Source organism: Nostoc sp. FACHB-888, from assembly GCF_014696655.1.
Lineage (GTDB): Bacteria > Cyanobacteriota > Cyanobacteriia > Cyanobacteriales > Nostocaceae > Nostoc.
Window position 1 is genome coordinate 1 of sequence record NZ_JACJQM010000246.1, and the last position, 5404, is coordinate 5404.

At 42.7% G+C, this 5404-nt stretch carries 6 protein-coding genes; 3 read left to right on the plus strand and 3 right to left on the minus strand.

Features of this window, described 5'->3' with window-relative positions:
* Positions 1 to 144 precede the first annotated feature (144 nt).
* The gene (locus H6G26_RS38005) at positions 145 to 432 is read left to right on the plus strand and encodes a hypothetical protein (protein ID WP_190736839.1); all 288 of its coding nucleotides are present in this window, start codon (positions 145 to 147) and stop codon (positions 430 to 432) included.
* Positions 433 to 1243: 811 nt separating this feature from the next.
* Here the strand turns inward: H6G26_RS38005 and H6G26_RS38010 are convergent.
* A complete protein-coding gene (locus H6G26_RS38010) occupies positions 1244 to 1819 on the minus strand; it encodes a GNAT family N-acetyltransferase (protein WP_190736841.1) in 576 nt (191 codons plus the stop codon).
* A 271-nt stretch (positions 1820 to 2090) separates the two neighbouring features.
* On the opposite strand from H6G26_RS38010, the gene H6G26_RS38015 reads away from it, so the two are divergent.
* Complete coding sequence (locus tag H6G26_RS38015; protein ID WP_190736843.1) at positions 2091 to 2699, plus strand: helix-turn-helix domain-containing protein; 609 nt, start codon at positions 2091 to 2093, stop codon at positions 2697 to 2699.
* A 522-nt stretch (positions 2700 to 3221) separates the two neighbouring features.
* On the opposite strand, the gene H6G26_RS38020 is transcribed toward H6G26_RS38015, so the two are convergent.
* Positions 3222 to 4115 carry a helix-turn-helix domain-containing protein gene (locus H6G26_RS38020; protein ID WP_190736845.1) on the minus strand — a complete coding sequence of 298 codons (894 nt, stop codon included), beginning with the start codon at positions 4113 to 4115 and terminating at the stop codon, positions 3222 to 3224.
* Between the two features lie 204 nt (positions 4116 to 4319).
* Between H6G26_RS38020 and H6G26_RS38025 the strand changes: the two genes are divergently transcribed.
* Complete coding sequence (locus tag H6G26_RS38025) at positions 4320 to 4598, plus strand: hypothetical protein (protein WP_190736847.1); 279 nt, start codon at positions 4320 to 4322, stop codon at positions 4596 to 4598.
* Here the strand turns inward: H6G26_RS38025 and H6G26_RS38030 are convergent.
* A complete protein-coding gene (locus H6G26_RS38030; protein ID WP_190736849.1) occupies positions 4595 to 4858 on the minus strand; it encodes a hypothetical protein in 264 nt (87 codons plus the stop codon). The two genes, H6G26_RS38025 and H6G26_RS38030, sit on opposite strands and share 4 nt — an antisense overlap.
* Between the last annotated feature and the right edge of the window lie 546 nt (positions 4859 to 5404).

Sequence of the window (5404 nt, forward strand, 5' to 3'; positions counted from 1 at the left end):
TTGTAACTTACTAGCAGCAATTTATAACTATGAGTTAAATTTAGCAATTCCAAAATGCAAACCCTTGACTATAACATAAAAGTAATTTTGCAAGAGGTCTACTTTAGTCCAAATTTTAAGCCAATGCCTTCGAGGGAACAGCCAATGAATACTTCTAATGAGATACAGACAAAAAAAATCATCAAAAAATCCGACAAGCTTACCCTAAAACAGATGAAATTAATCGAAGAAGCAGAAGACCAACTTCTTCAAACTGATACTGTCAATTCTACTGCCCCTGTGGTTAAGGAAAAACCAGTAGCGATTTCAGAGCCAAGAGTTCCCGATTATATTCCATTCCTTGACAATCCTCCAGTACAATCTGTGGGCAACTCTGGCTGGCAGGTTTCTGATGTCTGGCGGGATATTCGGGTGGATGATTTTTGTAGTTAATTTAAAGTAGGCAATTTGTATTCTCAGACGGTTGACCATCAAGGCAGTTGCAGTTATCCATGATCCGAATGTCAACGGATTGCAGATTGCATATTGCAGATTACCAATTGCAGATTGTAGATTTATTGTTGATATTAGAGGGTAAATTGGAGATTTTTTCCTGCTTAAGAGCTAGTAGCTCGTGTAATATTCCAATCCGCTTTTCTTTAATCTACATTCTCCCTTATTCGGTCATAGATTGAAGAACAGGCACGAAGCAAGGGAGAAAATTTTTCCGAATGCATTTTTCAGCAGCAATACCTCAATACTTGGTTAAAACACGCCCTATAGCAACCGTTTGAGCAATTTTTGTAAACTATCTTTGCACTCAGTCAAAGCTATAGTTGAATTGTGCCTATAATAAGTTACGGCTAAGTATAACTAAAAGTTAGGACCATGTAAGCCTGTATCGCTGGATTACGCATCAAAGGCGATACCAAAGACAAACAAAATTTATCGGCAGCGCAATAGTTTTGATTCCGTTGCCAATATGCACCCCGCGATCGCATATTGGTGAAAGTGTAGTGTCTGGGGGAGAGTATATTTTAATCGTAGTTTTAGTCGGATAAAAGATAAGGGTATCTTATTTTGTGTTGTGCCCGAGTATTGTCACTGAAAGCATAAGATGAGCAAGTTGCTCGCTTTATGCTTACAGGAAAGCACCCATCCGCTCTTGAGTGTAGCGATCGCCAGTCGTGTACCAGCAATAGCGGGTGACATTCGCTCAACGCAAATAGATTGGATGAGATTGTTAGCGATTAACAAAATCCCGCTACATGCCCGTCATAGAGTAAGTGTCGGTAATCTTGATGGAGCAATATTTTGCAAATCCATATCGCTCGTAGAAGGAGATATTGCGAGCATTTGAGGAAACAAGATAACAGGGAACTTGGTTCTCATCAGCGTAATCGAGGACAGGTTTGAGTAAACCTTGACCGATGCCTTTTCCCCGTGCAGATGGCTTCAGCCCAAGAAAAAACACTTCACAATGGTGTTGCTGCGGTTCGTGTCTCCCAACTTGTTCGATCAGATATTGCCAAAATTGTGCTGTTTCTGTTCCAGCAATCTTGACAATGATCTCAATAATTTCCACCACCATTTGCTCAAATCGTTCGTCAAAAATTTCTACCTCAGCCGGGTACCAAATGCAAACACCTTGCGAATTAGGCGCCATGATAATTTTGCCGCGTTTGCTAGCATCTGCCACAAATGGCTCAAAAAACGCACGGATAGCTGATGAACGATCAGGAGTTTGAGGGAAGACTTGCTCAAAGCTGGGATCGTCAGCAAATGATTCTGCCAAAACCTGAGCAATGGTGGAGAGAGAAGTAAACGAGTTTTTTAGCATTCAATGACTCCTCACTGTGATGAATATATCTGCTGTGCGATGCTCTGTTTTTTAGAAATCGCTATCGGGAATTCAACGTTGCCACAACTGGATTGTGGTCACTTCCAACCATCGTTCCATCGCGCTATTCCTTCACATTGAATCGCTAAAGCATTTCATCATGAGCTACACTAAACTCAGCTTTTGTTTTTGTCGATATGGACAAGAATAAGAGTTTTTGTCGAATTCGTCAAGAATAAAATTCTATTCGTTCGTTAATTGATTCATGATCATGCCTCGACCTCGATCATTTGATGCAGATGCCGTGACCGAAAAGCTGTGTGAGTATTTTTGGGAGCATGAGTATAGTGCTGTGTCTTTAGATGAGCTAGCTCAGTATTTGGGAATCAAGCGCGGGAGCTTGTTCAATGCGTTTGGCTCAAAAGAGGTGCTGTTGAATACTGCCTTTGAGCGGTATGAGCAGAAATTCCGAGCAAACTACCAAACATCCCATCAAGGGATGAATGCAATCGTGGATTACTTCAATAAAGCGATCGCACATGCGACAACTCAGGGGATGGGACGGGGATGTTTTCTAATGAATTTGTTAATGTCTGCGGAGATTCCAACTTCTGAACTTCAGCAAACTCTTGATCAGGAGGTCACATTAATTAAGGACTTTTTTACCCAACATTTGAATCACGCTCAACGAGAGGAGGATTTACCACGCGCCGCATCAGTTGCGGCTGCAACTGATGCTCTATTTGGCACCACGGTTGGCTTATTTGCCTTGGCTCGGATGCGAGCAACCCCCTACACGATTCAAGAATTTGTTCACAACAGCCTACGAGGATTATTTGGTGGACAACTTCTACCTGGGCGCGAGGGAACGACCTTGTGAGCAATAACTTTTAGCAAAGTGAAATAAATTCGGAGGCGTTTTTGAGGAGTTGCTGCTAATAAGAGAGGGAATAAAGTTAATTAAATGGTGGCAAGTACCTTGCAGTGATAAGAGCAAGTCATGTAACAACCTTGCCTCTTTTGAGCCAGAAATGCTTTCTCAACAAGCTTTCTAGATAATAAATTGTAAAAGTTGTTTCTTGACAGGCTCTAAGCGTAATGGAGGAGTGGTGTAAGTAGTTCCAGCCGACCACATTAAGCTACGAAGTAGTGACAATATCCGCTTGTATCTGTTGACGGAATTTTTACTTCTTCACCAGCTTTTAGGAGCAATTATTTTACTCACAGCATTATGGCAAGTTTTATCCGTATCTAAAACCTGGGATAAAAACGCCCACAACGTTATAAATGGGTCATAATCGCTTTTTATATTTTATTTTTAGGGTTTGGCAAAATTTTTTGGTCTACTGACTGTGTTTTTGAGCAACTCTTGCCTCAGTTACCTGATAATAACGCTCTTGATTTAGTGCTGGCGATAATCACTAGGAGTCATTCCGGTTGCTTCTCGGAATGCCTTGCCTAAGTGGCTTTGGCTGTTAAATCCACACTGAAGCGCAATCTGTGCGATCGCCAATTTCGATGTTTTCAATAACTGTTTAGCTCGCTCCACTCGCAGTTGCACCAAATACTGATGTGGAGACATTCCCATTGATTGTTTGAACAGGCGGCTGAAATGAAATTGACTCACCGACACAACATTGGCAAGATCAACCAATTTGATTTCTTGATCGAGGTGGGCATGAATGTACTCCGAGACTTGTAGGAGTTGGCGATCGCCCAAGCCTCCTGGATGCCGTGGGATACGGGGCTGGGTGCTGGAATACTCCCGCAATAAATGAATGGCTAACACATTTGCCAGGGATTCGACATAAAGCCGCCCAATGCCGTCACCTCTTTTGTAGAGTTCTGCCTTAAGCAGCATCAAGATTTGCTCTAGTTGAGGATCGCGCATACGAAATTCCGTTACTAATTCCAGGCAAGTGGGGTCAAGTTCTGCTGTTTGTTGGGCAACGGATTGAAAAAATTGGGTAGGCACTAGGACGTGAAGATAGTGATCGTTCCCTTCTGCACGGTAGGATGCAGGAATGTCAGCCGGAGTAATTGAGATATCGCCTTTTGAGTAAAGACCAGTGTAGCGGCGATCTCCCACCACTTGAGAGATGCGATGGGGACGAGGGGCTAAACAAAGCGCGATGGAGTGTCCTGCCCAGGCTTCTGGTAGATCGGTTCCCCCAGGAGGTTGCTGAAATTCCTCAACTAGCAGTGGTTGCCAGCCAAGGGTTTCACTGGACATGATTGGGATAGGAATTTCTGACTTGTGTGGCGGGGTGCTATTGACCTGAGATGTCTTTGCCATAGGAGTTTTGAGTCATTCCAAAACTGACAGCAAGATTTTGACAAACGGGCAAGATTCAAGTATTCCAGAGCTTTTAGATTCTCTTAAATTGTAATTGTAATCGATCTCGTTACAAAGTGTTATGAAAGGGAAGTTACAAAACCAGCACAGGAATCTTCCCTTGAACACTTCAATTCCTAAACGATTTAACGAAGGATAATTAGCGTGGAAAAACGAATTTTGATCGCAAGTTGGTTATTTTTGCTCGGTTCTTGTTTGTTTCTAATTGATTCAATGTTTGAGATTGCTCAACATTTTTCACCCATGTCTCTACTGCACTTATCAGAGGGTGTTTTATTTTTGATTGGTTCTATTTTCTTCATGCCATCTTCTTCAAGTTCTTCTCCATCTCTCCCAAAAACTGACTGCAATAGCTATTTAAAAACTCAAGGAAAACTCGTACCCGTGGCGACAGATTACACTGATGAGTCACCACATACCTAGCCCTGACTGCGTTGATTGCGCCAATACTGGTGTGCTGCTTCGGCTTCAACCTGATGATCGAGATGCCATCTATTGATAGACCATATATAGTAGTACCCAATCTTCGTTGTTTCATGCAACTCTTGCAACGTTCCACCGACAACCGTGCAATAAAACTGGAGATGATAAGTGGTGTGCGGCTGCCCAAAATCTCCAGGCATACGCCAACCAAGACGAATCAACGAACCAACTTCCACAAGCAAACCTGTTTCTTCTAGCACGATCGCAGACTAACCAATCACACACAATGGATAAAGAGCCACTAGCTCCAGTGAACAGCGACTCGCTGTTCACGAAAAAGTCATTATCGATAAACAGGTACTGGGCTGGCATACTCAAGCAAGAGCGTATTGGACTTCGGCATCTGCAAAATTAACACCGATAGTTAAGAGCGCTGGTTCGTATTTTTAAAATACCTCGTACTCAACCGATTCCTTTTCCCAAAACCACACAGCATACCCCTAACTATGTTGAGCATCTAATCAAAATTTACCATTGAGCATCCCAAACTGGGGTATGAAGTCAGCATAACCTAGAAAACCCGTGGGACTACCGCGCCTGTGCGATCGCGTACGGCAGCCGATTACGTCATCGCTAAATTGATTTTTTAATCTTCACAAAAAATTGTAGTGTTTTTAGCTAATTGAAGAGGTTAGACCCTCAGAGACAAGCTCAATATCGAAAGTGGGTATGAAATTAGGCTTGTTCTCAAGAGTGGCGAATTGGGTTCCCTGGAAGGACCAGGGCGAACGCATCTTATTTACTAA

Excerpts from the sequence above, each read along its gene's own strand:
- H6G26_RS38010 (WP_190736841.1), bottom strand. The coding sequence starts at position 1,819 with ATGCTAAAAAACTCGTTTACTTCTCTCTCCACCATTGCTCAGGTTTTG.
- H6G26_RS38015 (WP_190736843.1), top strand. The coding sequence starts at position 2,091 with ATGCCTCGACCTCGATCATTTGATGCAGATGCCGTGACCGAAAAGCTG.
- H6G26_RS38005 (WP_190736839.1), top strand. The coding sequence starts at position 145 with ATGAATACTTCTAATGAGATACAGACAAAAAAAATCATCAAAAAATCC.
- H6G26_RS38020 (WP_190736845.1), bottom strand. The coding sequence starts at position 4,115 with ATGGCAAAGACATCTCAGGTCAATAGCACCCCGCCACACAAGTCAGAA.